The organism is Streptomyces sp. V1I1 (assembly GCF_030817355.1).
Classification (GTDB): Bacteria; Actinomycetota; Actinomycetes; order Streptomycetales; family Streptomycetaceae; genus Streptomyces.
This window is the reverse complement of sequence record NZ_JAUSZH010000001.1, coordinates 6,902,378-6,923,714: the sequence shown is the minus strand read 5'-3', so window position 1 is coordinate 6,923,714 and position 21,337 is coordinate 6,902,378. Positions and strand designations below refer to the sequence as shown.

Here is a 21,337-nt window from a genome sequence, read left to right as displayed (position 1 = left end):
TCGCCGGGCCGCGGAAGCGGGCCGGAACCGACAAGCGGACGTGGCTCAGTTGGTAGAGCATCACCTTGCCAAGGTGAGGGTCGCGAGTTCGAATCTCGTCGTCCGCTCGAAGGGGGAGCTTCCCGAACCCCTGCACTCAGGGTGGAGTGGCCGAGAGGCGAGGCAACGGCCTGCAAAGCCGTCTACACGGGTTCAAATCCCGTCTCCACCTCCAAGGACGATTAGCTCAGCGGGAGAGCGCTTCCCTGACACGGAAGAGGTCACTGGTTCAATCCCAGTATCGTCCACTGGATCCGCGAGGATTCGCGCGCGATTAGCTCAGCGGGAGAGCGCTTCCCTGACACGGAAGAGGTCACTGGTTCAATCCCAGTATCGCGCACGCAGCACAACGCAAGACACGCAAGATCGTCCCGCGCGATTAGCTCAGCGGGAGAGCGCTTCCCTGACACGGAAGAGGTCACTGGTTCAATCCCAGTATCGCGCACCAGCCAGAACCCCCGGCCGCATCGACGGCCGGGGGTTCTGTCGTTGCCGGGGGCCCGCCCCCTCACCCCGTGAAGAGCTGGCCGGCTTTATGGATCAGCTCGTACAGGCCGTAGCCGAACGGCACGGCGACCCAGAGCCAGACCGCGGCGCCGAGCGCCCTACGACTCCTGGTGCTGGGGCTGCTCATGGAGCGTCTCCTCCTGCTGTGGCTCGTGGAAGCGGGGGTGGACGGGGCGTACGAGCTCGTTGGCGACGAAGCCCACTGCCAGCAGTCCGATCATGATGTACAGCGAGGCGGCGTAGAGGCTGGGGCCGGTGCGGCCGGCCGACTCCTGGGTGTCCGCGACCCAGTTGACGATCAGCGGTCCGAGGACGCCGGCGGTGGACCAGGCGGTGAGCAGCCGGCCGTGGATGGCCCCGACCTGGTGCGTGCCGAAGAGGTCCTTCAGATAGGCCGGGATGGTCGCGAATCCGCCGCCGTAGAAGGACAGGATCACCAGCGCGCAGACGACGAACAGCGGTTTGGAGTCATTGCCGAGCTGGGCGATCGCAGGTACATCAGCGCGCCGACGCCGAGGTAGACGCGGTAGATGTTCTTGCGTCCGATCAGGTCCGAGGTGGAGGACCACAGGATGCGGCCGGTCATGTTCGCGAGCTATAGCAGGGCGACGAACCCGGCTGCGGCGGAGGCGGTCACCGCGGCGGAGGTGTCGGCGAAGAAGTCCGTGATCATCGGGGCGGCCTTCTCCAGAATGCCGATGCCCGCCGTGACGTTCATGCAGAGGACCACCCCATGTCCATGACTAGATCGCGGACGAAATCTCGTCGACGGTATGCAATGCGGGCCCGGGTGGAGTGCCCGGGCCCGCAGCGCGGTTTCAGGGGTGGTACAGGCGGTGGTTCAGGTGGCCGTGCAAGGGTGGTTCAGGAGGAGAAGAGCATCCGGCCGAAGCCCTTCTGGCGGTGGTGCCCGCCGTGGTGTCCGCCGTGGTGTCCGCCGTGCTGCGGGGCGCCCCAGGCGGGCGCGGGGGCGGCCGGATAGGCCTGCGGGGCGGGCGGCGGGGGCGGGGCCTGGGTCCACTGCGACTCGAGGCGGGTCAGAGACTCCAGCTCGCCGTAGTCGAGGAATATCCCCCGGCAGCCGCTGCACTGCTCGATCTGGACGCCGTTGCGGTTGTAGGTGTGCATCGCTGCATGGCACTTGGGACACTGCATGGTCTGCTCAGCTCCTCGCCGTTCGGTCGACGTCGCCGGGATGCATGCCCGGTGACGAGGAGTTCAGACTACGACCCGGGCTCGAACTCCAACTCGGCTGGGAGGGCCGCGATTCGGGCACAGGCGTCGATCACGGCCTCCTCGACGTCGTCCGGATCGCGGTGTTCCGCGGCGGATTTCGCCAGGGCGAGAGCGGCGGTCTGGATGGTCAGTGCGCGGGCGGGGACGTCGAGTTGGGGCCAGGGGTCGGCGTCTGCGTGGACCGCCGGGCCGGCTGCGGCTGTGTACGCCCCGAGGAACCGCTGCCAGATCTCCGGGGGCAGCAGACCGGCGGCGTACCAGGCGGCGGGGCGGGCCAGGTCCCAGGCGGGGTCGCCGAGGCCGAGATCGTCGACGTCGATCAGCAGCCAGGGGCCGGCGGGGGCGGGGTGGCGGACGAGCTGGCCCAGGTGGAGGTCTCCGTGGCAGAGGGTGCTGTTGCGGGGCGATGGGGCCTCGTCGCGTGCCCAGGCGGGGAGCCGCTCCCAGGCCCGCTGGACGGTGGCGGCCGCGGGGTGGTCCCCCGCCGTCGCGCGCATCCGCGCGAGGGCCCTGGCGGCCTTGGCGGGGCCGCGCATGGGCGGGAGGGGGCCGGGGAGTTCGGCGAGGTCGACGCGGTGGAGCCGGGCGAGCAGAACCCCGGCGTCCTCCCAGGGGGCGGCGTCGGGGGCCGTGGGGTCCACGGGCACGCCGTACGGCCAGGCCGTGACGGGCCGGCCGCGCACATCCCGTGCCCGGAGCGGGAGGGGTGGAAGCAGGATCCCGGCGAGGCGCGGGTGCGCGGCGACGGCGATGCGGGCGCGGTGTCCGTCCGGGTCGGTGCCGGGTGCGTGCGCCTTGGCGACGGCGCCCCCGTGCCGTACGACGGCGCCGTCGTCCCGGTCCGCGAGCACGGCCTCGTCCCGCCCACAGGCCCGGCAGGCGGGGCGCGGACCTGGCAGATGCGCGGCGTCGCGGGCGGCGTCGGCGAGCGCGCGTACGACGGATGCGGTCATGGTGTCCCCCGGGGTGGTGCGGTCCGGCTGGGAGCGTACGCGGTGGGGCGGGGGGCTGTTTCCCCTACCCGCCCCTTCCCGAAACTGTGGGCTGACGCCCCCAGACCCCCCGGTGGGGGGGAAGGTTACGTGGGGGCTGACGCCCCCACACCCCCAAGGCGCCCGCTTCGCGGCGCAGGGGACCGCCCCCAGAGCGTGAGGGGCTACGCGGGGGCTGGCACCCCCCCAAGGCGCCGGCCTCGCGGCGCAGGGCACCGCCCCCAGGGCGTGAAGGGATACGCGGGGGCTGACGCCCTTTCACCCCCAAGGCGCCCGCTTCGCGGCGCAGAGCACCGCCCCTCCCGAGGGCGTGGAGGGATTACGTGGGGGCTGATGCCCCGACCCCGAAGGCGTCGGCTTCGCGGCGCTGGGCAGCGCGATGGCCGGTCAGCTCCCCAGCTGACCGGCCAAACGCTGCCGTCCGCCGCACCCCCGTCCCCACGGGGTTGTTGGCCGGATGTCCCCGTCCCGGACCGCTCTTCCGGGCCCGGAGCGCCGCTCAGCGCCCCAGCATCACGCCCACGGACGACGCTTGTGTGACCACCGCTTCCCAGCCGCCGAAGGCGACCACAAGCAGTGCCGCCAGAGGAAGGACCATGGCCGTCGCCACCAACGGGTGGCGCCTGCCTGACGGACGGCCGCCGAACGCGGCGAATGCCTTGCGTCCCTGCGTGCGGATGATGGTCCGCGATACCGTGTCCGCCATGGTCCCTCTCCTGTTCGTATGGGCAGCGGCGGGTGTCTGACCTCGGGGGACGAGTGCTGCACCCGCCGCTTGACTTCAAGATTAGGGAAGCGACAAGGCCCGGTCGTCATGCCCGCGTACCGATTGCCGGGCCTCCCGGAGGATGAGCCACCACCCAGCGACGTACTCCCCTGGGTGGAGACGTCGGCCTAGGCCTTGGGGTCTTCCCGGAGGGGACGCTCCGAGGAGTCCTCACGCGGTACCGGCTGCTCGACCAGCGCCAGCACCCGGGTGGCCATGAAGCGGGCCGTCCGCACCACCCCGCCGCTGCGGGTGACTTCGCTCACTTCCACCACCCCCCTGCGCACCGCCGTCTCGACCCTGCGACCCGCCCGGCTTGCCACCACTTCGTACGTACGAGTCGTGTCTCCAGCGTCCACGACTATCTCCACGCGGTCACCCTTCACTGATCCAATCCCCCTTCTGCGACGGACCTTTGAGATCTCGCACGGGCCCGGGGCGACGGATCTGCCATCCCCTGACCACTCTTCAAGTTTCCCACCCGGCACTGACAATCGATCGGGCCGTGAGGGCGCGGCCTATGAGCACACCGGGGCAGGGGTACGTAAGCTGTGCCACGTCAAACGGACGACCGTGGCAGCGGGGGTGGGGTCTCCCCACCGTAGGTAGGGGACGGACATGGCGATGATGCGGCTCCGGCGCGAGGATCCGCGTGTCGTCGGCTCGTTCAGGCTTCACCGGCGGCTCGGTGCGGGTGGCATGGGCGTCGTCTACCTGGGCTCCGACCGCCGCGGGCAGCGCGTCGCGCTGAAGGTGATCCGGCCGGATCTGGCGGAGGACCAGGAGTTCAGGTCGCGGTTCGCGCGCGAGGTGTCCGCCGCTCGGCGGATCCGCGGCGGCTGTACGGCACGGCTGGTGGCCGCCGATCTCGAGGCGGACCGCCCGTGGTTCGCCACCCAGTACGTCCCCGGTCCCTCCCTGCACGACAAGGTCGCCGAGGACGGCACCCTGCTGGCCGCCGAGGTGGCCGCGATCGGCGCTGCGCTCGCCGAGGGCCTGGTCGCGGTGCACGAGGCCGGTGTCGTGCACCGGGATCTGAAGCCGTCGAACATCCTGCTCTCCCCCAAGGGCCCCCGGATCATCGACTTCGGCATCGCCTGGGCGACGGGCGCGAGCACGCTGACACATGTCGGCACTGCGGTGGGCTCGCCCGGTTTCCTCGCGCCGGAGCAGGTGCGCGGCGCTGCGGTCACCCCGGCCACGGACGTCTTCGCGCTGGGCGCGACGCTCGCGTACGCTGCGACTGCCGACTCGCCCTTCGGACACGGCAGTTCGGAGGTCATGCTGTACCGGGTGGTGCACGAGGAGCCGCAGCTGTACGGAGTCCCGGACGCGCTCGCTCCGCTCGTCCGGGCCTGTCTGGCGAAGGACCCCGAGGAGCGCCCGAGCACGCTGCAACTGTCAATGCGGCTCAAGGAGATCGCGGCACGGGAGGCCCAGGGGCTGTCTGAGGCCCGGCCGCCGGCCCAGCGTGAGCGCATCGAGCAGGACCGTCCGACCTCGCGCTATACGGAGCGGACGGAACGCGCGGCGCGGACGGAACGCACGGAGCGGCGTACGGCGGGCACGTCCGCGCCGCGCCCGCAGCCGTCGCGCACCGGTGGCACCCGCCCCCAGGCGCCGCGCAACACCTCCCGCAACACCTCCCGCAACACCTCGCGTACGAACGGCCGTCAGGGCACCAGGCCCGGCGTCCGCACGACTTCGACCGGCCGACGGCCCGCCAACCCGCGGCTGCTGCGGCAGCGCATCATCGTCTTCTTCGTGGTGACGCTGATCGTAGCCCTGGGGATCGCGGCGGCCCAGCAGCTGTAGTCGGCCGGGCTCAGGACTGCGGGCGGCCGGTCGCCACCGCGTAGAAGGCGACCGCCGCCGCGGCGCCCACATTGAGCGAGTCCACTCCGTGCGCCATCGGGATGCGCACCCACTCGTCGGCGGCGACGAGCGCCTGGGTGGAGAGCCCGTCGCCCTCCGCGCCGAGCATCAGCGCGACCCGGTCGAGCCGGTGCGGGGCCGCCTCGTCGATCGCGGCCGCCTTCTCGTCGGGGGTGAGGGCGAGCAGCTTGAAGCCCGCTTCCCGTACGGATTCCAGGCCCCTCGGCCACGATTCGAGGCGGGCGTACGGGACGGAGAAGACCGCGCCCATGGAGACCTTTACGGACCGGCGGTAGAGCGGGTCCGCGCAGTCCGGCGAGAGCAGCACCGCGTCCATGCCGAGGGCGGCGGCGCTGCGGAAGATCGCGCCGATGTTGGTGTGGTCGTTGACCGCCTCCATGACGACCACGCGACGGGCCGACTGGAGGAGATCGTCAGCCGTCGGGAGGGGTTTGCGCTGCATGGAGGCGAGCGCGCCGCGGTGCACGTGGTAGCCGGTGACGCGTTCGGCGAGCTCGGGGCTCACCGCGTACACGGGGGCCGGGAGCTCGTCGATGACGTCGCGCATGACGTCGACCCACTTGGCGGAGAGCAGCATCGACCGCATCGCGTAACCGGCGTCCTTGGCCCGTCGGATGACCTTTTCGCCCTCGGCGATGAACAGGCCTTCCGCGGGCTCGCGCTTGCGCCGCAGCTCGACGTCGGTCAGGCCCGTGTAGTCGCGCAGGCGCGGGTCGTCGGGGTCCTCGACAGTGATGAGATCAGCCACAGGGCGATACTGCCTTCTCCGGGGTGCGGTGCCAACGGCTGGGCGCAGGTCTGTTACTGGCGGTTACGCGCTACGCGTTGCGCCGTGCAGACTGCGGGCCGACGGTGACGACTTCGCCGATCACAATGACCGCCGGCGGGCGTACGTCCTCGGCCCGCACTGTCTCGGCCACGGTCGCCAGGGTCGCGTCGACGCGGCGCTGGGCCGCCGTGGTGCCCTCCTGGACCAGGGCCACCGGGGTCTCGGGGCTCTTGCCGTGGGCGACGAGGGTCTGCGCGATCGCGCCGATCTTGTCGACTCCCATCAGGACGACGAGCGTGCCGCGGAGCCGCGCGAGGGATGCCCAGTCGACCAGCGAACGCTCGTCGTCGGGGGCGACATGGCCGCTGACCACCGTGAACTCATGCGCGACACCGCGGTGGGTGACCGGGATGCCGACAGCGCCGGGGACGCTGATGGAACTGGAGATGCCGGGGACGACCGTGCACGGAATGCCGGCCTCGGCGAGGGCTTCGGCCTCCTCCATGCCACGGCCGAAGACGAAGGGGTCGCCGCCCTTGAGGCGTACGACCGCCTTGCCCGCCCTCGCGTGCTCGATCAGGGCGTTGTTGATGGCCTCCTGGGCCATGTAACGGCCGTACGGGATCTTCGCGGCGTCGATCACCTCGACGTGAGGCGGGAGTTCGTCGAGGAGGTCGCGCGGGCCGAGGCGGTCGGCGATGACGACGTCCGCCTCGGCGAGGAGACGGCGGCCGCGGACGGTGATCAGGTCCGGATCGCCGGGACCGCCGCCGACGAGGGCGACGCCGGGGGTCCTGGTGCGGTGGTGGGGGGCCTTGAGCGTGCCGTCGCGCAGGCCCTCGACGATGGCGTCGCGCACGGCGGCGGAACGGCGGGGGTCGCGCCCGGTCAGCACCGCGACGGTCACGCCCTCGGACCGCCCGGTGGCCGGGGTCCAGGCGGTGGCGGCGCTCGCGTCGTCGGAGCGTACGCACCAGGTGCGGGTGCGCTCGGCCTCGGCGGAGGCGCGCTCGTTCGCCTCGGCGTCGGGGGTGGCGATGAGGGCGTACCAGGCGTCGGCGAGGTCGCCCTCGGCGTACGGACGCCGCTCCCAGCGGATCTCGCCGGCCGAGGCCATTGCCTCGACGGAGGGGGTCGCGTCCGGTGACACGAGGACGATCTCGGCGCCGGCCGCGATGAGCGCGGGGAGCCGGCGCTGGGCGACCTGGCCGCCGCCGAGAACGACGACGCGGCGTCCGGTCAGGCGGAGTCCGACGGGATAGGCAGGGTGCTCGGCATGCTCGGCCATGACGGTGCGGGCTCCTCGGGCGGGGTGGTGCGTGTACGGAGCCGCTGCGGCGATGAAGCGGCTGGTGGGGCGGGGTGTGAAGTCCCGGCGCCCACCTTACGGGCCGGGGGCGTTGGGGGCACGGTGCCCCCTGCCCCCACCCCCGCCGCGCTACTTCTCCGTCACGCCCGCCGAGTCGAACGTCGCCACCTCGTGCATCGCTCTCGCCGCGCTCTGCACCACCGGCAGCGCCAGCAGCGCACCCGTGCCCTCGCCCAGACGCAGGTCCAGGTCGACCAGCGGGCGCAGGCCCAGCTTGTTGAGGGCTGCCACATGGCCGGGCTCGGCGCTGCGGTGGCCCGCGATGCAGGCCGCCAGCGCCTCGGGGGCGATCGCACGGGCGACCAGCGCGGCCGCACCCGCCGAAACGCCGTCCAGCACCACCGGCGTACGCAGCGACGCGCCACCGAGGATGAAGCCGACCAGCGCCGCGTGCTCCAGGCCGCCGACCGCGGACAGGACGCCGACCGGGTCCGCCGGGTCCGGCGCGTGCAGCTGCAGTGCGCGGCGTACCACGTCGACCTTGCGCGCGTGCATCTCGTCGTTGATGCCCGTGCCGCGACCGGTGATCTCACCCGGGTCGATGCCCGTGTAGACGGAGATCAGCGCCGCCGAGACCGTCGTGTTCGCGATGCCCATCTCGCCGGTGAGCAGCGCCTTGTTGCCCGCCGCCACCAGGTCCCGCGCAGTCTCGATGCCGACCTCGACCGCCGAGAGGACCTCCTCGCGGGTCAGCGCGGGGCCGGTCGTGAAGTCCGCCGTACCCGGCCGGACCTTGCGCGGCAGCAGACCCGGCGTGGCGGGCAGGTCCCCGGCCACGCCCACGTCGATCACGCAGACCTCCGCGCCCACCTGCGTGGCGAACGCGTTGCAGACAGCACCCCCGCCGAGGAAGTTGGCCACCATCTGGGCCGTCACCTCCTGCGGCCACGCCGTGACCCCCTGCGCGTGCACCCCGTGATCGCCCGCGAAGATCGCGACCGCGGCGGGCTCGGGGATCGGCGGCGGGCACAGCCGGGACAGGCCGCTCAGCTGCGCGGAGATAATCTCCAGCATGCCGAGCGCGCCCGCCGGCTTGGTCATCCGCTTCTGCCGCTCCCACGCCTCGCCGAGCGCCTTCGCGTCCAGCGGGCGGATGTTGGAGACGGTCTCCTGGAGCAGATCGTGCGGCTCCTCGCCGGGCAGCGCGCGCCGGCCGTACGTCTCCTCGTGGACGACCCACGACAGCGGACGGCGCTTGGACCAGCCCGCCTGCATCAGCTCGGGCTCCTCCGGGAACTCGTCGACGTAACCCACGCAGAGATACGCCACGGCCTCGAGGTGCTCCGGCAGCCCCAGCGCACGCACCATCTCGCGCTCGTCGAAGAAGCTGACCCAGCCGACGCCGAGGCCTTCGGCGCGGGCGGCGAGCCACAGGTTCTCGACGGCGAGTGCGGAGGAGTACGGGGCCATCTGCGGCTGGGTGTGCCGACCCAGCGTGTGGCGGCCGCCCCGCGTCGGGTCGGCGGTGACCACGATGTTCACCGGGGTGTCGAGGATCGCCTCGATTTTCAGTTCCTTGAACTGCTTCGCCCGGCCCTTCGGCAACGACTTGGCGTACGCCTCGCGCTGACGCTGCGCGAGCTCGTGCATCGTGCGCCGGGTCTCGGCGGAGCGGATGACGACGAAGTCCCAGGGCTGCGAGTGGCCGACGCTGGGCGCGGTGTGGGCGGCCTCAAGGACGCGGAGCAGCACGTCGTGCGGGATGGGGTCGCTGCGGAAGCCGTTGCGGATGTCCCGGCGCTCGCGCATGACGCGGAGTACGGCCTCGCGCTCGGCGTCGTCGTACCCGGGTGCGGGCGCGCCGTCGACCGCGCGCGGCTCGGGTGCGGGCTCCGGTTCGGGTGCCGGAACTGACTCTTCGGCCACGACGACCTCCTCGGCGACCTCAACGACCTCGGCGACGACCTCGACGACCTCGACGATTTCGGGGTCCGCGACAGGCTCGGCCTCAGCAGCGGGCTCGGCGGTGGGCTCGGCGGTGGGCTCCGCGAGCAGTTCCGCACCGCCGTCGCGTGGCGCGGGCAGGGACACGGGCACGACCGCCTCGGGCACGGGCACGGGCTCGGGCGCGAAGGCCTCGGGCTCGGGCTCGGGCGCGACCGCCTCGGGCTCGGGCTCGGCGACCGCTTCCGCCTGTTCCTGTACGGGCTCGGGCTCGGGCACCGCTTCGGGCTCCGGCTGGGCTTCCGGCTCGGGCGCGGGCTCAACCATCACGGCGACCGGCGTCGGCGCCAGGTGAGGCGCGGCGGGGAGCGATCCCTCGACGGGTACGAACTGCCCGGCAGCCGAAGGCTCCGGCGTCGGCTGCGGCTCCGGCTCTGGTTCCGGCTGCGGCTCGGGTGCCGGGGCATGGGCCTCGGCGACCTCCGGAGTGGCTGGCGCGGCAGGTGTGACTGGAGCGACCGGCGTGTGCTCTGGGACGACCGTTTCTGCTGGTGCCGGCTGCGGCGTGTGGGACTGCGGAGGCTGCGGGTCCCAGGGGGCCCCGGCCTGCGGCGGGATCTCGCCCAGCTGCGGCCCCGGCAGCACCGCGCCCGCCTCGTCGCGCGGAATGTCGAGGTACTCCAGGCCGGCCGTGGGCGGCCCGGGAGTGTGTACGGGCATGGCGTGCGGTGGCGTCCCCGCCGGACCGCGGTCGGCGAGAGAGCGCACCACGCCGCCCGTGCTGTCGGGCATCGGCGGGCCCATGTGCAGCGGGCGTCGCGCGGGCGGAGGCGTCGGCGTGGCCGATGAGGGCGGGACGCGTGCGGCGCTGAGGTCCACGGAGCCGGAGTCACGGCCCCCGGCTTCGTGCGCGCCGGACTCGTTCGCGCCGGACTCGTTCGCGTCGTGGACGGGCACGACCGGCTCGACGACGGGCTCTTGCGCCGGAGCGAACTGCTCCTGCGCGAAGGCGGGTGCGGCGAGATCCGGAGCCGCGAACTCCGGGGCAACGGGCGCCTGGACCTGTACCTGCGCGGGCACCTGCACGGGCACCTCGACATGAGGCTCGGAGACAAAGGATCCGGACCCGTGGTGCTCAGAAACGGCGTGCTCCGAAACGAGATGCTGAGGAACGAGGTGCTCAGCTGCGACGTACTCCGGACCGGGCGTCTGAGCCACCGGCACCGGCATCGCCACCGGAGCCTGACCGCCGGCCCCCAGCCCCACCGGGCCCTGCTGGACAGGCTGTACGGGCTGCGCCGACTGCGGGTCGCTCCACGCCCCCTGCGCCCCCGGCATCAGGAGCAGATCGTCTTCTTCCGGACCGTTCTCGGAGGGTTCGAGGAAGGTGTACGCGCCCGGAGCGGGGATGCCCGGCTGCTCCACCATGCCTGCGTTCTCCGGCAGCCCCTCGCCCGGGATCTGGCCGGTGTCAGTCATGCGTACCCCTCGCCCATCGCTTGTGCTCCTTCGCCCATCGCCCGGGACATCCGATCGCGGCACACCTGACGCCCGTCAACAAGAACGAGCGTGTGCGCCGAGCGGCACGATGACCCACGGACCCCAAGCATTCTCGCGGCCGTTCGCCGCCGCGGCAGGGAGATCCGCCACGGTCCGCTGTGGGCTGCGCCACGTTGCGCTTCCCCCGGTTCCGACGTACCACATATGGGAGCCAAAGCGCCCCCTTTTTCCGGACATTGACGAACGAAGCGACGAACGACCGGGTGCGGTACAACGATCGGCCAGCCTACCCCGCGCCGCGCGGCGGCAGGGTCAGGGGGCGCGGTCCAAGCGCCTGCCGGAGAGCAGAAAGACGACGGAACGCTCCCGCTCCGCCCAGTCCGCGGTGTCCAGTTCGACGGACTGCAGCAGTGCGCACTCCACCGCGTATCCGCCCGCGGCCAGTGCCGCGCCGATCGCCTCGGCCTCGTCCCGGGTCGAGGCATGGGTCACGATGCGCTGCGGGCGCCGGTCGGCGCAGGCGGTCACCACGGGCACTCCCCCGCCCCCGATCCGTACGACATCGGGTTCGGGCAGCCGCTCCAGCACATGCGGCGCCCGGCCCTGGACGACTTGGAGCTGGACTCCCGAGTGCCGGGCCGTGGCGTCGGTGCGAGCGCAGGCGGCCGGTTCGGCGTCGACTGCGATGACCGCGGCGCCGAAGCGGGCCGCCTCCGCCGCGAGTGCGCCGCTGCCGGAGCCGATGTCCCACACCAGGTCGCCGATGCGGGGGCCGAGACGGGCCAGTTGGGCGGCGCGCAGCTGCACCGACTCCCCCTCGCCGAGGCCTTGGCCGTACGACTGTCCGTACGCCTGTCCGTACTCCTGGGAGGGCAGCGCCCAGCCGCGCACCGCCGGCGGGAAGCCGGGTTCGTGGCCCGCGATCCATCCCCCGCCGGGCACCGCAGGGGTCCCCGCGCCGCCGATGACGATGACGACATTCGGGTCGCGCCAGGCGTGGTCGGCGGCCTTGTCGGAGGTGATGACTGTGACCTGCTCACGGTCGGTGCCGAGTTCCTCACAGATGACGAAGGTGCGGTGCACGCCTTCAAGAAGCAGGGCGAGCTCGGCGGGGCCGGCGCCCGGGGAGGTGAGGACGGCGACCTTGGGGTGCGCCCGGCACACATTGACGGCGCGGCGCAGCGTACGGCGGTGGGCGACGACGATCTGGGCGTCGTCCCACGGCATGGCCGCCCTGGCGAAGGCGGTGGCGACGGACGAGACGGCGGGCACGACCTCGACCTCCAGGCCGTGCTCCGGGGCGCGCAGGGTGCGTACGACGCCGAAGAAGCCGGGGTCGCCGTCGGCGAGGACGACGGCGCTGCCGCGGTGGCTCGCGATCCGCCGGGCGGCGAGGTCGACGCTGCCGAGCCGGATGCGCTCGGCGCCCTTGGGCACCTCGGGGAGGGCCAGGTGGTGGGCCGCTCCTGCCACCAGGGTGGCGGCGGACAGGGCGGACCTGGCCGCAGCGGTGAGCGGCGATCCGTCCCAGCCGATCACCGTGACCCGGTCGGCCATCGTCGTCAGTCCCTTGGTGTCGTTGCAGGTCGGGGCAGCCCGCACGGGTGCAGGCAGGGTGAGAGTACCTGGCTCGGTGGTGGCCGGTCCTGACCGGCTGCCGTCAGTTCCAGTCGGTGAAGGAGGCGTAGCCCGCGTCCGCCATCTGGTCGGCGACGCCCTCTAGGTCCTCGGGCAGCAGGCTCCAGACGATCAGATCGGTGCGGATGTCGGCCCACCCGCCGTCCTCCGTCTGCGTGCGCGCTATCCAGGCGTTGCGCAGCACGCCCTCGCTGATGCAGCCGATCTTCTGCGCGACCTGCTGGGAGGCGGTGTTGTCGGCGGCCGTGCGCAGTTCCAGGCGCTCGAACCTCTGGTCGCGGAACAGCCACTGGGCCACGGCCAGCACCGATTCGGTGGCGTAGCCCTCGCCGCGCGCCCAGGGGGCGGTGACGTACGCGACCTCGGTGGCGAGCGTGCGCCAGTTGGTGTTCTGCAGATGGACGGTGCCGACGAGCCGCTGGGTGAGGAACTCAGTGACGGCCAGAACGATTCCACGGCCTTCGGCGCGCTCTGCAGGAGCGATCCTGCGGACCCATTCGGCGGCGTCGGCGGCTGTGTACGGGTGCGGCACCGAGGTCCAGGCGGTCACCTGTTCGTCGTTCATCATCTCGGTGTGCGCCGGGATGTCGGCTTCTTCGAAGGGGCGCAGCACCAACCGCTCCGTGCTGATGGACACGTCCGGGAAGGTGGTAGTCATGCGCAGCTCCATGCCGAAGACCGTCGTAAGGGTCGTAGCCGTAAAGGCACAGCATGCAGCATCGGGTGGGGGATGTGCATGGCCGGGTGGGCCCGCGACGAGGCCCCGCGCACCGGAACGCGGTGCGCGGGGCCTCGTCCAAGGGCCTTGCGGCGAGCGCTACTTGACGGCGCCGAAGGCCGCGACGATGGAGCCGGCGTACTTGTCGTCGATGAACTTCTTCACCTCGGGGGAGTTGAGGAGCTTCGCGAGCTTCTCCACGCGGGCGTCCTTCTCGTTGCCCTCCTTGACGGCGAGGAAGTTGGCGTACGGGTTGCCGTCGGCCTTCTCCAGCGCCAGGGAGTCCTGGGCGGGCTTGAGGTCGGCCTCGATGGCGTAGTTGCCGTTGATGACTGCGGCGTCGACGTCGTTCAGGGCGCGGGGCAGCGTGGCGGCCTCCAACTCCTTGAACTTCAGGCCCTTGCTGTCCTTGATGTCGGAGAGCTTGGCGTCGGTACCGGCGCCGGCCTTGAGGGTGATCAGGCCGTTGTCGGCGAGCAGCTTGAGCGCGCGGCCCTCGTTGGTGGTGTCGTTCGGGACGGCGATGGTCTGGCCGGCCTTGATCTCCTTGATGTCCTTGGACTTCTTGGAGTAGAGGCCCAGGGGCTCCAGGTGGACGTTGACGACCGGGACGATGTGGGTCTTGTTCTTCTTGTTGAAGTCGTCGAGGTACGGCTTGTGCTGGAAGAAGTTGGCGTCGACCTGGCCGCTCTCGGTGGCGGTGTTCGGCAGGACGTAGTCCGTGAACTCCTTGACCTCGAGGTTCAGTCCGGCCTTCTTCGCCAGGTTGTCCTTGATGTAGTTGAGGATGTCGGCGTGCGGCGTCGGGGACGCGGCGACGACCAGCGCCTTGGACTCGTCGGCCTTGGCGCCGGAGTCGGACTTGGCAGCCGGGTCGGACGCGGTGCCGCAGGCGGTGAGGCCGAGGGAGAGAGCGGCGGCTGCGGCGACGACAGCGGGGAGCTTGATGTTCTTACGCACGAAGAGTGCCTCTTTCTGGTGGAGCGGAACGGCGCCCGGACAAGGAGTGCGGGCTGTGCGGGATGAGGTCAGGAAGCGGTACGGCCCCGGCGCGCCAGGAGTCGTACGGCGCCGTCACCGATGAGCTGCACGGCGGTGACGAGGGCGATCAGGATGACGACCGTGATGAGCATGAACTGGGTCTCGAAGCGCTGGAATCCGTAGGTGACGGCCTTGGATCCGAGCCCCTCGCCGCCGACCGCGCCGGCCATCGCCGAGTAGCCGACGAGCACGATCACGGTGGTGGTGACGGCGGAGACGAGCGAGGGCAGGGCCTGCGGCAGCAGCACCTTGCGGACGATCGTCGGGATGGAGCCGCCCATCGACTGGACGGCCTCTACCAGTCCGTGGTCGACCTCGCGGATCGCCGTCTCGACGAGTCGCGCGAAGAAGGGAATGGCGCCCACGGCCAGCGGCACGATCATCGCGGTGGGACCGATGAAGGTGCCGACGACCAGCGTGGTGAAGGGGATCAGCGCGATCAGCAGGATGATGAACGGCAGCGAGCGTCCGATGTTCACGATCACGCCGACGACCTTGTTCACCGGGGTGTTCTGCAGCAGTCCGCCCTTGTCGGTGAGGACGAGCAGCACACCGAGCGGGAGTCCGCCGGCGACGGTGACGAGGGTGGACCACAACACCATGTAGAGGGTGTCGACGGTGCCCTGGCTCAGCAGTGGCTGCATCTCCGACCAGGTCACTTGGCACCTCCCTTGACCAGTGCGGGGCCGCCCTGCGCGGGGAGGGCGACCGGTTCGGCGGGGGCGGCAGGCTCATCGGGGTCCACGACGTCGACCTGGAGGCCCTGCTCTCGCAGGAAGCCGACCGGGACGACGTTGTCCTCGTACCGGCCCGGGAGTTCAATGCGCATCCGGCCGAACTGCTTGCCGGCGACGGTGTCCATCGCGGCGCCCAGGATCGAGATGTCGATGTTGTACGTACGCGAGAGCTGGGAGATCACCGGCTGGGTGGCGGCCTCGCCGTGGAAGGTGACGTCGATGACCGTGCTCTCGGGTCCTGAGGCCTCGCCGTCCACCGGGAACAGCTCCCGTGCCAGTTCGGAGCCGGGGGTCGCGAGCAGCTCGCTCACCGTGCCGGATTCGATGATCTTCCCTTTCTTCATCAGGGCTGCCGAGTCGCAGATCGTCTTGACGACGTCCATCTCGTGCGTGATCAGCAGAACGGTCAGTCCGAGCTGCTGGTTGAGGTCGCGGAGCAGCTGGAGGATCGAGCGGGTGGTCTCGGGGTCCAGGGCACTGGTCGCCTCGTCGGAGAGCAGCACCTTGGGGTCGCCGGCGAGCGCCCGGGCGATGCCGACGCGCTGCTTCTGGCCGCCGGAGAGCTGCCCGGGGTACGCCTTGGCCTTGTCGGCGAGGCCCACCAGGTCGAGGAGTTCCAGGGCCCTGCGCGAGCGCTCGGCGCCCGGGATCCCGAGGATCTCCAGGGGCAGTTCGACGTTGTCCTTGACGGTGCGCGAGGACAGCAGGTTGAAGTGCTGGAAGACCATGCCGATGCGGCTGCGCGCCTCGCGCAGTTCCTTGGTGGCGCCCGGGCCACGGCCGGCCAGCGCGGTGAGGTCCTGGCCGGCCACGGTCACGGTGCCGGAGGTGGGGCGCTCCAGCAGATTGACGCAGCGGATGAGCGAGGACTTTCCGGCGCCGCTCTGGCCGATGACTCCGAAGACCTCGCCCTCACGGACGTGCAGGTCGACGCCGTCCAGAGCGGTGACCTGGCGGCCTCGCGGCTCATAGACCTTGGTAAGGCCCGTAGTGGTGATCACAGGGGGTTTCCGTCACTGTCGAGTGCACGGCGCGGTGTCCGCCGGGCACGGGGCATTTCAGGTTCGGACAGTCAGGCGCGGCACGGCTGATTCGGCTGGTGGCCGGTGGGCAGCGCGTGCGCGGGGCAGCCTTGTTCCAATGCGGTCTTGGCGGTGCATCGGATTCGGCTCGGCTGTCGGGTCTCGCTTCGGGGCGCGAGTCCCCCAACCTTCGGCCGGGGGTGCCCCCACAGGCAGGGGCCCTCAGAAGGCGCACATTCGACACATACAACGAGCACCGGGCGTCGTGATCGCCTCGGTCGCAAGGGTGCGGCTGCTCGTCCTGGTCATGTCGGCAAGTAAAGCAGACAGGTGTAGGGAGCAAGCAGGACTGTCCGAATAGCGGACGTCTCTGACACGACATGTGGACAGGCTCAGCCGACCGTGACGATCTCCACCCCCGCGCCCGTGGCCTGCACGGACACGGCCGAGAGGTCATGTACGACCACATCGGCGAGCAGCTCGGAGGGCTCGTGAGTTGTGGCCAAGGCCACGGTTCGCATGCCCGCGGCGCGTCCTGCGGCCAGCCCCGCCGGGGCGTCCTCGAAGACCACACAGCGCGCCGGGTCCACGCCGAGCGTCCGCGCCCCGAGCAGGAAGGGCTCAGGGTCGGGCTTGCCGCGCGTGATGTCGTCGGCGGCGATCAGATTCTTGGGCCGGATGCCGACCTCTTCGAGCCGGGCCTCGGCCAGCCGCCGGGTCGCGGAGGTGACCACGGCCCAGCGGTCGGCGGGCAGCTGCGCCAGCAGTTCGGCGGTGCCCGGCAGCAGGACGACTCCCCCGGGCACGTCCTCGACCTCGAGCTGTTCGATACGGGCCACCGCCTCGGGCACCACGTCCGCGGGCAGCAGATCGGCGGCTATCTCGGCGGCGGGGCGGCCGTGCAGCTCGACACGGGCGAAGTCCTCCGCCGCGATTCCGTACTCCTGCGCCCACCTGGTCCAGCAGCGGTGGACGGACTCCAGCGAGGAGATGAGGGTTCCGTCGTTGTCGAACAGCAGCGCGTCGGCGTGGATCTTCATGGTCGTCGACCCTACGGGCCGCACGGGGCCGCGCGCATCAGGCCTTTTGGCCCGTAATACGCTCGGGGCCATGCTTGACGCCCTGACGGTCGCGGTCGCCGTGACCGCGCTCGCCCTCGCCGCCTGGTGCGGCTTTGCCGCCTACCGCGACCAGCCCACCAAGGACTGGCACTTCATCGGCATGGCCGTGGTGTCGGTGCTGGCGCTTGCGCAGCTGGTGGTCGGGATCGTGCAACTGGCGCGCGGTGAGAAGGCACACGAGGGCACCGCGATCTTCATCGCGTATCTGATCGGCTCGTTCGCGGCGGTCCCGGCGGCCGGCTTTCTGTCGCTGGCCGAGCGGACCCGCTGGGGGTCCGCAACGGTCGCAGCGGGCGCCGTGGTTCTCGCCGTGCTCGAAGTGCGGCTCTACGACATCTGGGGAGGCTGACGATGGCCGAGTCCGCCACCGAGGAGCAGGACCACAAGCACCGGACCGAGCTGGTGCAGGGACCCGGACTCCTGCTGGTCTGGCTGTACGGAGTGATGTCCGTCGGCGCCGTCTCCCGCTCGGTCTACCAGATCCTCACCGACTACGGCTCGGCGCCGCTGGCCCACACACTCTCCGCTGTGGCGGCCGTGGTGTACGCGTTCATCACGTACACCCTCGTACGCGGCGGGGAGACGGCCCGCAGGGCGGCGCTGGTGTGCTGCGCCGCCGAGCTCGCGGGCGTACTGATCATCGGGACCTGGACGGTTGTCGAGCCGTCCGCCTTCCCCGACTCGACGGTCTGGTCGGAGTACGGGATGGGCTACATCTTCATCCCGGTGCTGCTGCCGGTCACCGGAATGCTCTGGCTGCGCAGGTCCCGGCAGGGCCAAGGAACCTAGGCGCTGGCGACGTATGCCCGCGCCGACGCCTCCTTCTCCAGCGTGACCAGTGTGAGCTTCGGGCCGACCTGCTCGCTGGCCACCGGCACATAGCCGCGGCTGCGGTACAGCCGCAGATTGCTCTCGCTGCGGTGGCCGGTGAAGAGCTGGAACCGCTTGGCGCCCGGCTCCCCCGCGAAGCGCTCCTCGATCGCGTCGAGCAACCGTCCGCCCAGGCCATGGCGCTGCATCCGCGGATGCACGATCAGCTTGGCGATCCGGGCCGTGCCGCCCTCGTCGACCCTGCCGCGCACGGAGGCGACCACCTCGTCGCCGAGCCTGGCCACCAGGGCGTGGCCCTGGGCTATTTCGGCCCGCAGATCCTCGAGTGACTGGGTGAGGGGCTCGATTCCGTAGTCGCCGTAGAGCTCGGCCTCGGTCTGGTAGCACAGATACTGCAGCTTGAAGATGTGCTCCGCGTCCTGTGCTCTTGCCGCTGAGATGGTCACGCTCATGCCCATGTGCGCATGCCTCCCGCTCACCTGTCCGCCGGTTGTCTACCGCTCCTTTCCCCCGAGTTCAGGAGCCGCAACCTCTGCCGTCAGCATTCTGCGCAGGCATCCCAGGCAACGGGAACGCATCGGCCCCAGACTCCCTTGTGAGATTCCCAACTCTCCTGCGATTTCGCGGTAGGTGGGGTCGTCGGGGGACAGCATCGCGGTCAGCAGCCGGGGGCAGTTCCCCGGGGTGCGGGCGACCGCTGCCCGAATGACGCGGCGCCGCTCGGACCTCAGGGCGGCCCGTTCGGGGCTGCCTGCCGGGTCCGAAGGGTCATGGCCGTAGGGGAGTTCCCGGGCGGCTGTGCGACGGGCGCGGCGGGCTTCCGCGCGTACGGCCGACTTGACCCAGCGGGCGGCGTCCGGCGGCAGACCGTCCCCGCCGAGCCGCTCGAGGAGCCGTACCCAGACGGCCTGTTCGAGGTCACGGGCCTCCATCGCGGCGGCCGGCGCCTCCGCCCTCGCCTCGGCGCTCACCAGCGAGCGCAGCGCGCTGACCACATGGACGGCGGTTTCGTGGCGAAGGGTCATGCCCTGCGGGACGTGCTGTCGCGCGGCGGCGGTTGCCGCGCGACAGCACACTCACCCGTACGGACGGATGGGCTCCGTCAGCCGTCAGCCGTCAGCCGCGGAAGTCGGCTGCGGCGAGCAGCCCGGTGTCGGCGTTGTCGGTGAAGATGCCGTCGATGCCGGTCTCGAAATAGACCTTGAACGCGCCGAAAGCGTCGCCGTACGCGTTCGGGTCGGTGCCGCGCCGGAAGTCGGCGGGCAGGAAGCTGTTCTCGTTGCGCATCGTGTACGGGTGCAGGATCAGGCCCTTGGCGTGCGCGTCCCGTACCAGCGTCGTCGGCGTGCCGAGCTTGCCGCTCGCGTCCTTGGGGATGATCAGGTCGAGGACAGGCCCGATGCCCTGGGCGAAGCCCGCGATCCACTTCAGGCCCTCGGGCTTGACCAGATCGGCGACCGTGCGCGGGTCACCGGCCTCGCGGAAGTCCCATGGGCGGTCGTCCGCGGTCCAGAGCAGGACGACACGCGGCGAGGAGACGAGCTTGGCCATCCGCTCCATGCTGCTCGGCTCGAACGACTGGAGGAAGACCGGGGAGTCGTGGCGGTCGCGTCCGTACCGGCGCAGCAGCTTGGCCAGCCGCTCCTCAAGACCGAGCCCCAGCTTGCGGAAGTACGTGGGGTGCTTGGTCTCGACATGGAGCCAGACGGGACGGCCGCGCCGGCGGCCTTCCTTCTCCGCCCAGCGCAGCACCTCCTCGAAGGTGGGCACGGCCCAGCGGCCGTCGTAAAGGGTGTTCTCCTGACGGGTGCCGGGTATCCGCTCCTTGGCGCGCAGCGTCTTCAGCTCGGCGAGCGTGAAGTCCTCGGTGAACCAGCCCGTGAGGCTGACGCCGTCGACGGACTTGGTGGTCTTGCGGGAGGCGAACTCCGGGTGCGCGGCGACATCCGTGGTACCCGTGATGTCGTTCTCGTGACGGCATACGAGATGGCCGTCCTTGGTGGGCACCAGGTCCTGCTCGATGACGTGCGCGCCCATGTCGAGGGCCAGCTGGTAGGAGCCGATGGTGTGCTCGGGCCGGTAGCCGCTGGCGCCGCGGTGGGCGATGACGGTCGGACGGGGCAGATCCCGGTACGAGGATCCATGGCCGCCCTGGCGCTCGCCGGCCTCTGCGCGCGCCGCGGTGGCGCCGCCGACGCCGAGAGCGGCCGTGCCGAGCACCGCCGCTCCTAGTACCGTCCGGCGCCCCGGACTTGTGTCAGCACCCTGTGTCATCGACTTTCCTCCGTCTGTCCCGCGTGTGATGTCCCGCACCTGTCGAGCGACGCCTGATGCTAGGCGGCAACGCCTTACCTACGGCAGACCCTGGGCGAACTCAGCGAAAACACACGTCAACACTGCGTATCCGCTCCGTGAACCCGATGTGCGATCAGGTTGACCCACGAGTATCGTCCTCACCTGCAGAGACTTAGCCTGCCGCCACCGTCCGCCCCCACGACACCGTCCATGACACCGGAGGACCCGTTGTCCCGCTTGTCGCTCATCAAGGCAGTGCTCGGCCCGATCCTGCGCCTGATGTTCCGCCCCCGCGTGGAAGGTGCCGAGAACATTCCCGGGACCGGTCCAGTCATCCTCGCCGGAAACCACCTGACGTTCATCGACTCAATGATCATGCCGCTCGTGTGCGCCCGTCCGGTCTACTTCATCGGCAAGGACGAGTACGTCACGGGCAAGGGCTTCAAGGGCCGGCTGATGGCCTGGTTCTTCACCGGCTGCGGCATGATCCCGGTGGACCGCGACGGCGCCAACGGCGGTGTGGCCGCGCTGATGACGGGCCGCCGGGTGCTGGAGGAGGGCAAGATCTTCGGCATCTACCCGGAGGGCACCCGCTCCCCCGACGGCCGGCTCTACCGAGGCCGTACGGGCATCGCCCGGCTGACGCTGATGACCGGCGCGCCGGTGGTCCCGTTCGCGGTGATCGGCACGGACAAGCTCCAGCCGGGCGGAGCGGGACTGCCGCGGCCGGGCCGGGTGACGGTCCGCTTCGGCGAGCCGATGGAGTTCTCGCGCTACGAGGGGATGGACCGCGACCGCTATGTGCTGCGGGCGGTCACGGACTCGGTGATGGCGGAGGTCATGGAGCTGTCGGGGCAGGAGTACGTGGACATGTACGCGACCAAGGCGAAGGCGGCCTGACCGCCGCGGGGGTGTTGTCGGCGTGAAGGGCGGGCCCCGGTCGGGGCCCGCCCTTTCGTGTGCGGTGCGAGGACTT

At 71.1% G+C, this 21,337-nt stretch carries 21 protein-coding genes, 5 tRNA genes and 1 pseudogene; 9 read left to right on the top strand and 18 right to left on the bottom strand.

Annotated features, from left to right (window positions below):
• Positions 1 to 34 precede the first annotated feature (34 nt).
• From QFZ67_RS32455 to QFZ67_RS32435, 5 genes are all read left to right on the top strand, one after another.
• Positions 35 to 107 (top strand) — tRNA-Gly (locus QFZ67_RS32455).
• 33 nt (positions 108 to 140) lie between these two features.
• Positions 141 to 214: transfer RNA gene (locus QFZ67_RS32450), tRNA-Cys, on the top strand.
• Position 215: 1 nt separating this feature from the next.
• Positions 216 to 287: transfer RNA gene (locus QFZ67_RS32445), tRNA-Val, on the top strand.
• Positions 288 to 307: 20 nt separating this feature from the next.
• A tRNA-Val gene (locus QFZ67_RS32440) sits at positions 308 to 379 on the top strand.
• Positions 380 to 412: 33 nt separating this feature from the next.
• Positions 413 to 487 (top strand) — tRNA-Val (locus QFZ67_RS32435).
• A gap of 60 nt (positions 488 to 547) precedes the next feature.
• Here QFZ67_RS32435 and QFZ67_RS32430 read toward each other — a convergent pair.
• The 6 genes and pseudogenes from QFZ67_RS32430 to QFZ67_RS32405 all read right to left on the bottom strand — a co-directional run bounded on the left by QFZ67_RS32430 (position 548) and on the right by QFZ67_RS32405 (position 3,926).
• The gene (locus QFZ67_RS32430; protein WP_307664595.1) at positions 548 to 673 is read right to left on the bottom strand and encodes a hypothetical protein; all 126 of its coding nucleotides are present in this window, start codon (positions 671 to 673) and stop codon (positions 548 to 550) included.
• Positions 645 to 1,276, bottom strand: a pseudogene (locus QFZ67_RS32425) (MFS transporter); the annotation flags it as partial. The pseudogene QFZ67_RS32425 and the gene QFZ67_RS32430, both read right to left, overlap by 29 nt.
• Positions 1,277 to 1,410: 134 nt before the next feature.
• Positions 1,411 to 1,701: a zf-TFIIB domain-containing protein gene (locus QFZ67_RS32420; RefSeq protein WP_307664594.1), complete on the bottom strand. Its 291-nt coding sequence runs from the start codon at positions 1,699 to 1,701 to the stop codon at positions 1,411 to 1,413.
• 68 nt (positions 1,702 to 1,769) lie between these two features.
• Positions 1,770 to 2,735: a phosphotransferase family protein gene (locus QFZ67_RS32415; RefSeq protein WP_307664593.1), complete on the bottom strand. Its 966-nt coding sequence runs from the start codon at positions 2,733 to 2,735 to the stop codon at positions 1,770 to 1,772.
• A 538-nt stretch (positions 2,736 to 3,273) separates the two neighbouring features.
• Positions 3,274 to 3,480 carry a hypothetical protein gene (locus QFZ67_RS32410; protein WP_307664592.1) on the bottom strand — a complete coding sequence of 69 codons (207 nt, stop codon included), beginning with the start codon at positions 3,478 to 3,480 and terminating at the stop codon, positions 3,274 to 3,276.
• 188 nt (positions 3,481 to 3,668) lie between these two features.
• Complete coding sequence (locus tag QFZ67_RS32405; RefSeq protein WP_215095562.1) at positions 3,669 to 3,926, bottom strand: hypothetical protein; 258 nt, start codon at positions 3,924 to 3,926, stop codon at positions 3,669 to 3,671.
• 232 nt (positions 3,927 to 4,158) lie between these two features.
• On the opposite strand from QFZ67_RS32405, the gene QFZ67_RS32400 reads away from it, so the two are divergent.
• Positions 4,159 to 5,355: a serine/threonine-protein kinase gene (locus tag QFZ67_RS32400; protein WP_307664591.1), complete on the top strand. Its 1,197-nt coding sequence runs from the start codon at positions 4,159 to 4,161 to the stop codon at positions 5,353 to 5,355.
• Between the two features lie 10 nt (positions 5,356 to 5,365).
• Here the strand turns inward: QFZ67_RS32400 and QFZ67_RS32395 are convergent, their stop codons facing one another.
• From QFZ67_RS32395 to QFZ67_RS32355, 9 genes are all read right to left on the bottom strand, one after another.
• Positions 5,366 to 6,184, bottom strand: a complete 819-nt coding sequence (locus QFZ67_RS32395; RefSeq protein WP_307664590.1) for an RNA methyltransferase — start codon at positions 6,182 to 6,184, stop codon at positions 5,366 to 5,368.
• Between the two features lie 70 nt (positions 6,185 to 6,254).
• Positions 6,255 to 7,493 (bottom strand): uroporphyrinogen-III C-methyltransferase, encoded by a 1,239-nt coding sequence (gene cobA, locus QFZ67_RS32390; RefSeq protein WP_307664589.1) that lies wholly within the window; start codon positions 7,491 to 7,493, stop codon positions 6,255 to 6,257.
• A gap of 150 nt (positions 7,494 to 7,643) precedes the next feature.
• Positions 7,644 to 10,937: a nicotinate-nucleotide--dimethylbenzimidazole phosphoribosyltransferase gene (cobT, locus tag QFZ67_RS32385; protein ID WP_307664588.1), complete on the bottom strand. Its 3,294-nt coding sequence runs from the start codon at positions 10,935 to 10,937 to the stop codon at positions 7,644 to 7,646.
• 333 nt (positions 10,938 to 11,270) lie between these two features.
• Entirely contained in the window at positions 11,271 to 12,515 is a 1,245-nt protein-coding gene (gene cbiE, locus QFZ67_RS32380; RefSeq protein ID WP_307666056.1) for a precorrin-6y C5,15-methyltransferase (decarboxylating) subunit CbiE, read from the bottom strand.
• Positions 12,516 to 12,618: 103 nt separating this feature from the next.
• Entirely contained in the window at positions 12,619 to 13,266 is a 648-nt protein-coding gene (locus QFZ67_RS32375) for a GNAT family N-acetyltransferase (protein WP_307664587.1), read from the bottom strand.
• A gap of 147 nt (positions 13,267 to 13,413) precedes the next feature.
• Positions 13,414 to 14,274, bottom strand: a complete 861-nt coding sequence (locus QFZ67_RS32370) for a MetQ/NlpA family ABC transporter substrate-binding protein (RefSeq protein ID WP_307664586.1) — start codon at positions 14,272 to 14,274, stop codon at positions 13,414 to 13,416.
• 68 nt (positions 14,275 to 14,342) lie between these two features.
• Positions 14,343 to 15,014, bottom strand: a complete 672-nt coding sequence (locus QFZ67_RS32365) for a methionine ABC transporter permease (RefSeq protein ID WP_307664585.1) — start codon at positions 15,012 to 15,014, stop codon at positions 14,343 to 14,345.
• Positions 15,011 to 16,093, bottom strand: a complete 1,083-nt coding sequence (locus QFZ67_RS32360) for a methionine ABC transporter ATP-binding protein (protein WP_307664584.1) — start codon at positions 16,091 to 16,093, stop codon at positions 15,011 to 15,013. The genes QFZ67_RS32365 and QFZ67_RS32360 overlap by 4 nt, the downstream gene beginning before the upstream one ends.
• A gap of 413 nt (positions 16,094 to 16,506) precedes the next feature.
• Positions 16,507 to 17,154, bottom strand: a complete 648-nt coding sequence (locus QFZ67_RS32355; RefSeq protein ID WP_307664583.1) for an HAD-IA family hydrolase — start codon at positions 17,152 to 17,154, stop codon at positions 16,507 to 16,509.
• 70 nt (positions 17,155 to 17,224) lie between these two features.
• Between QFZ67_RS32355 and QFZ67_RS32350 the strand changes: the two genes are divergently transcribed.
• On the top strand, positions 17,225 to 17,584 hold the full coding sequence (locus QFZ67_RS32350; RefSeq protein WP_307664582.1) for a hypothetical protein: 360 nt from the start codon (positions 17,225 to 17,227) through the stop codon (positions 17,582 to 17,584).
• Positions 17,585 to 17,586: 2 nt separating this feature from the next.
• A complete protein-coding gene (locus QFZ67_RS32345) occupies positions 17,587 to 18,024 on the top strand; it encodes a hypothetical protein (RefSeq protein ID WP_307664581.1) in 438 nt (145 codons plus the stop codon).
• On the opposite strand, the gene QFZ67_RS32340 is transcribed toward QFZ67_RS32345, so the two are convergent.
• The 3 genes from QFZ67_RS32340 to QFZ67_RS32330 all read right to left on the bottom strand — a co-directional run bounded on the left by QFZ67_RS32340 (position 18,021) and on the right by QFZ67_RS32330 (position 20,340).
• Positions 18,021 to 18,524, bottom strand: a complete 504-nt coding sequence (locus QFZ67_RS32340) for a GNAT family N-acetyltransferase (RefSeq protein WP_307664580.1) — start codon at positions 18,522 to 18,524, stop codon at positions 18,021 to 18,023. The two genes, QFZ67_RS32345 and QFZ67_RS32340, sit on opposite strands and share 4 nt — an antisense overlap.
• 36 nt (positions 18,525 to 18,560) lie before the next feature.
• The gene (locus QFZ67_RS32335) at positions 18,561 to 19,091 is read right to left on the bottom strand and encodes a sigma-70 family RNA polymerase sigma factor (RefSeq protein ID WP_307664579.1); all 531 of its coding nucleotides are present in this window, start codon (positions 19,089 to 19,091) and stop codon (positions 18,561 to 18,563) included.
• Positions 19,092 to 19,182: 91 nt separating this feature from the next.
• Positions 19,183 to 20,340: a glycerophosphodiester phosphodiesterase gene (locus tag QFZ67_RS32330; RefSeq protein ID WP_307664578.1), complete on the bottom strand. Its 1,158-nt coding sequence runs from the start codon at positions 20,338 to 20,340 to the stop codon at positions 19,183 to 19,185.
• 231 nt (positions 20,341 to 20,571) lie between these two features.
• On the opposite strand from QFZ67_RS32330, the gene QFZ67_RS32325 reads away from it, so the two are divergent.
• Positions 20,572 to 21,261: a 1-acyl-sn-glycerol-3-phosphate acyltransferase gene (locus QFZ67_RS32325; protein ID WP_307664577.1), complete on the top strand. Its 690-nt coding sequence runs from the start codon at positions 20,572 to 20,574 to the stop codon at positions 21,259 to 21,261.
• Positions 21,262 to 21,337: the final 76 nt, after the last annotated feature.

Excerpts from the sequence above, each read along its gene's own strand:
- QFZ67_RS32430 (WP_307664595.1), bottom strand. The coding sequence starts at position 673 with ATGAGCAGCCCCAGCACCAGGAGTCGTAGGGCGCTCGGCGCCGCGGTC.
- QFZ67_RS32420 (WP_307664594.1), bottom strand. The coding sequence starts at position 1,701 with ATGCAGTGTCCCAAGTGCCATGCAGCGATGCACACCTACAACCGCAAC.
- QFZ67_RS32415 (WP_307664593.1), bottom strand. The coding sequence starts at position 2,735 with ATGACCGCATCCGTCGTACGCGCGCTCGCCGACGCCGCCCGCGACGCC.
- QFZ67_RS32410 (WP_307664592.1), bottom strand. The coding sequence starts at position 3,480 with ATGGCGGACACGGTATCGCGGACCATCATCCGCACGCAGGGACGCAAG.
- QFZ67_RS32400 (WP_307664591.1), top strand. The coding sequence starts at position 4,159 with ATGGCGATGATGCGGCTCCGGCGCGAGGATCCGCGTGTCGTCGGCTCG.
- cobA (WP_307664589.1), bottom strand. The coding sequence starts at position 7,493 with ATGGCCGAGCATGCCGAGCACCCTGCCTATCCCGTCGGACTCCGCCTG.
- cobT (WP_307664588.1), bottom strand. The coding sequence starts at position 10,937 with ATGACTGACACCGGCCAGATCCCGGGCGAGGGGCTGCCGGAGAACGCA.
- cbiE (WP_307666056.1), bottom strand. The coding sequence starts at position 12,515 with ATGGCCGACCGGGTCACGGTGATCGGCTGGGACGGATCGCCGCTCACC.
- QFZ67_RS32375 (WP_307664587.1), bottom strand. The coding sequence starts at position 13,266 with ATGGAGCTGCGCATGACTACCACCTTCCCGGACGTGTCCATCAGCACG.
- QFZ67_RS32355 (WP_307664583.1), bottom strand. The coding sequence starts at position 17,154 with ATGAAGATCCACGCCGACGCGCTGCTGTTCGACAACGACGGAACCCTC.
- QFZ67_RS32350 (WP_307664582.1), top strand. The coding sequence starts at position 17,225 with ATGCTTGACGCCCTGACGGTCGCGGTCGCCGTGACCGCGCTCGCCCTC.
- QFZ67_RS32345 (WP_307664581.1), top strand. The coding sequence starts at position 17,587 with ATGGCCGAGTCCGCCACCGAGGAGCAGGACCACAAGCACCGGACCGAG.
- QFZ67_RS32340 (WP_307664580.1), bottom strand. The coding sequence starts at position 18,524 with ATGGGCATGAGCGTGACCATCTCAGCGGCAAGAGCACAGGACGCGGAG.
- QFZ67_RS32335 (WP_307664579.1), bottom strand. The coding sequence starts at position 19,091 with ATGACCCTTCGCCACGAAACCGCCGTCCATGTGGTCAGCGCGCTGCGC.
- QFZ67_RS32330 (WP_307664578.1), bottom strand. The coding sequence starts at position 20,340 with ATGACACAGGGTGCTGACACAAGTCCGGGGCGCCGGACGGTACTAGGA.
- QFZ67_RS32325 (WP_307664577.1), top strand. The coding sequence starts at position 20,572 with ATGACACCGGAGGACCCGTTGTCCCGCTTGTCGCTCATCAAGGCAGTG.